The organism is Ruminococcus sp. (genome assembly GCF_017650195.1).
In the GTDB taxonomy this organism is placed as follows: domain Bacteria; phylum Bacillota; class Clostridia; order Oscillospirales; family Ruminococcaceae; genus Ruminococcus.
On record NZ_JAGCFH010000151.1, the window covers coordinates 1 to 2,577 of the forward strand.

Consider the following 2,577-nt stretch of genomic DNA (forward strand, 5'->3'; position numbering starts at 1 on the left):
AAGTCAGTGCTGACGTTGACAGGCTTGAACACGCAATATCAAATCTGCTTATGAATGCAGTAAAATATGCTCAGACAAAGGTAGCTGTTTCATGTACCAAAGAGGGAATAAGTATCTCCAATGACTGTGCTCCGCTGTCCGATGATACTTTCAAACATATCTTTGACCGCTTTTATACAGGGCGCGACGGCAATACTGGTATAGGACTGTCCCTTGCAAAGGAGTTGATCGAGCTTCACGGGTGGAATATTTCAGCCGAGCGCATAACAGACGGCATTCTGTTCAGGATCGTGTTCTGAACCGGATTCCAAGTAAACAACAGAGTCCTCACAGTATCGGCTGTGAGGGCTTTTTATTGACTTCACGGAGATGTCATGATATAATTGTTAAGCATACATTAATTATGATATCAGAATTTATTTGAATAAAACGGAGATATCCACCATACAGACTTGATTGAATGAAGGAGAATGAATATGAAATACAAACACTATGTTGCTGCCATGACATTGGCAGCACTCTTGCTCACAGGCTGTCAGCATACACAGACTCCCGCTCCTGAGCAGAGCAGTACCATACATACTGCTGAATCAGAGCATAACAGCAGCACACAGACTGCCACAACAGAACAGAGCAGTACCACACAGGCATTGACAGAGACTCAGCCGCCTACAACGGATAACACTCCTCTGACGAACACTGTCCGCTGTGACTCTATCAAGCTGCCTGATGGTATTTTAAACTGCGAAATTGCAGAACGGACAGAAAACGGGATCGGCTGTATTGCCTACAATGAGAATAGGCAGCTGACTTATCTGCACATCAGCGAGGATATGCAGACATCAGAAGCGTTTGTGCTTACATCACCGTCAGATCAGGAACAATACTACAGTACAACGTACCGATGGTTTGACATTGAAGATGACGGGATCTGGGGAATCGTCAAAAACGAGGACCATACGGAAATCGAGCCATATCTCCTCTGCCGCTATGCAAAAAACGGCGAATTAATATCCGCAATTCCCGCAAACGGGCTTCAGGATTATCAAATGTCGGCTTACAGACTTGATGGTGATTTTGAATGTGTGGACGGGATGCTGTATCTGACGCTGTATGACGGCAAAGTCTTGCAGATCGACAAGGAAACAGCAGACATATCTGCCGTATCAGATATAAACAAGGAGGATGACTCCTACAATGAGAAATACCTCTTCTTTGATCGTGATGACAAGCCTGTGCTGCTTCGGAAAAAAGTGGATAGTGTTCCTGACTGCAGCTATATCCGTGAAGCTGTTGTCTCTGAATTTGACCTTGAATCCGGCAGCTGCGGACAGACACTCTATGCCACCGAGGATAATTGGGAACTAAAAAGCTACAGTATCTCCGGACCATACTTCAGAGTTATGAAAGGCTGCGGTAAGTACCGACTTTTCATTAATACAAGCAGCAAACTGATAGGTATTCGTGACGATGGCGAACAGGAAATGCTCATCGACATCGATGCCTCTGACCTCATTAATAATGAAATGATAATTGATCATATCCAGACTCCATACTACACATCAGATATAAAGGGCATAGAGATCATCCCTGTTGATGATACAAAATTTCTGGGGCTTATTAATGTTCAGGGCTGGCTGATAAACCCGGACTGCGAACCGTTTGAGGAGAGATACGCACCATCTCGCACACACGCATTCTGTCTGAAACGAAAGCATGAATCTGAGATCAGTTAAAACCTTTTTCCGCCTTTGAAGTATTGAATTAAACTATAATGAAACAGGCAGATACCTCGATAATGAAGTATCTGCCTGTTTTGTTTCATAGCCTGCGGTATAGTTTTTTCATAATGGTTTTGATGGAATACTTCTGTATTGGTACTGTCCAAACTGAAAAACCTATTTTTTTTATGTGATTGCTTCAGCGTTTGCAGTTACAATATGAGGTTCCAGTTATCCGTAACGGAAATATTGCTCTTTCGGCTGTTTGAAGCATAAAACTCCATAAGCTCGCTGCCAAGTGACTGGCTTGCTTTGTTTCAAATTGGCATTCACGAATCAGCTCTGAGAGCTTCAGATCATTTGCAGGCTTGTCCATGCGCTTTACAAAGTCGTAGTATCCGCTACGAGACACCTCAAAGAAACGACACATCTCGGTGATACTGTATTTTTCCTTATGCCGATAGATGACCAGATATTTGACAGCCGCTTTCACTTCCTTTCTGTAAGCGAGAGAAAATCCCGCATAAGCTCGTTTTCCATTTCGAGCGCCTTAATCTTGGCTTCTTGTCGCGCAACTATATACCGTAATTCAGATAGCTTATCTGATTCTGGATTCAGTTCTCGGCTGGCAGGACGTCCTTTCTTTCTAACAGGTACTCCTGCTGCCAGTTTGCGCTTGTTTCGGTTAATTCGGGTTATGAAATTATGTATTTGCTTTTCTGTGAATCCTAATTTCTGCCCAATTTCTCTTTTGGTATAGCCTTGTTCTTTTAGTTCGAGGATTTCCTTTTCATGTTCGCTGACATGACAATATATCTTTGCCATAATAATGCACCTCCTATGGCTTCTATTATAC

General features: G+C 43.0%; 3 protein-coding genes. 2 read left to right on the forward strand and 1 reads right to left on the reverse strand.

From position 1 onward, the window contains the following. Together J6U00_RS06820 and J6U00_RS06825 are read left to right on the forward strand one after the other, a co-directional pair. A partial coding sequence (locus J6U00_RS06820; protein WP_296580439.1) for a sensor histidine kinase occupies nucleotides 1-299 on the forward strand: 299 nt, incomplete at its 5' end. 177 nt (nucleotides 300-476) lie between these two features. Beyond that, nucleotides 477-1,736: a hypothetical protein gene (locus J6U00_RS06825; protein ID WP_296580441.1), complete on the forward strand. Its 1,260-nt coding sequence runs from the start codon at nucleotides 477-479 to the stop codon at nucleotides 1,734-1,736. Between the two features lie 474 nt (nucleotides 1,737-2,210). Here the strand turns inward: J6U00_RS06825 and J6U00_RS06830 are convergent, their stop codons facing one another. Then, the gene (locus J6U00_RS06830; RefSeq protein WP_296580443.1) at nucleotides 2,211-2,546 is read right to left on the reverse strand and encodes a hypothetical protein; all 336 of its coding nucleotides are present in this window, start codon (nucleotides 2,544-2,546) and stop codon (nucleotides 2,211-2,213) included. Nucleotides 2,547-2,577: the final 31 nt, after the last annotated feature.

What these genes read in the sequence shown, in the direction of transcription:
- J6U00_RS06825 (WP_296580441.1), top strand. Translation starts at nt 477, where the DNA reads ATGAAATACAAACACTATGTTGCTGCCATGACATTGGCAGCACTCTTG.
- J6U00_RS06830 (WP_296580443.1), bottom strand. Translation starts at nt 2,546, where the DNA reads ATGGCAAAGATATATTGTCATGTCAGCGAACATGAAAAGGAAATCCTC.